Genomic DNA, 720 nt, shown 5'->3' with positions numbered 1-720 from the left:
GGCCCGGGCCGCCGCCGCGGCGTCCTCCGCCTCGCCCTCCCAGGAGAGCTTCACAGGAACACCGCCAGGTTCTGCATGCGCAGCACGGACTCGTCGGCGGCGATGTGCCGGCGGGCGAGTCGCCAGACGCCGTCCTCGAGACGCAGCAGGTCGACGCGCCCGACCGAGAGCAGCGAGGGCTCCAGCACGTCGCCGCGGCTGCGGAACAGCAGGACGGCCGACTCCACGACGAGCTCGTTCTCGTTCTCGGTCGCGAAGGTGCGGACGTTGGACAGGTGGTGGCGCAGGCGCGAGGGGGGGTCCTCGGCCCAGGCGTGGCCGGTGTCGAAGCGCGCGACGCGGCGGCTCAGCGAGTACTTGTCCTCGTCGAAGTGCGCCATGTCCTTGGCCGTGTCATAGCCGGTACCCAGCGCCGTGGTGACGCGGATCGGCATGAAGTAGTGGATGTCCTCGGCGAGGGTGTCCAGCCAGGCGTCGTAGTCCTGCCGGTCGAGGATGTAGGTCTCCTCCACGAGCCAGCGGTGCGCCGTCAGGTGCCGCTGATCGTCGAACGCCAGCGAGGGACCCACTGCCGTCGTCGTCGACGCGGCCTGGCCCAGCGGAGAGCTGGCGGAGTCGATGGGGATGTAGGTGCTCATGGTTACGCCTCCACCTTCTCGCTGCCGCACTGCGCCGCCGTCTCGCTGCTGCACTCGCCCTCGACATTGGGAGCACCGACGT

The 720-nt window shown here is 70.1% G+C and carries 1 protein-coding gene; it reads right to left on the bottom strand.

Annotation, left to right across the window (positions count from 1 at the left end; translation table 11 throughout):
* Positions 1-50: 50 nt before the first annotated feature.
* Entirely contained in the window at positions 51-638 is a 588-nt protein-coding gene (locus AC1DQC_RS19825; protein WP_477052946.1) for a 3-phenylpropionate/cinnamic acid dioxygenase subunit beta, read from the bottom strand.
* Between the last annotated feature and the right edge of the window lie 82 nt (positions 639-720).

The organism is Cellulomonas sp. P4_H12, assembly GCF_056400905.1.
Note: the sequence above shows the minus strand (reverse complement) of the source record. Positions and strands in the feature narration are given on the sequence as shown.

Coding starts and splice junctions, on each gene's coding strand:
- AC1DQC_RS19825 (WP_477052946.1), bottom strand. CDS start 638: ATGAGCACCTACATCCCCATCGACTCCGCCAGCTCTCCGCTGGGCCAG.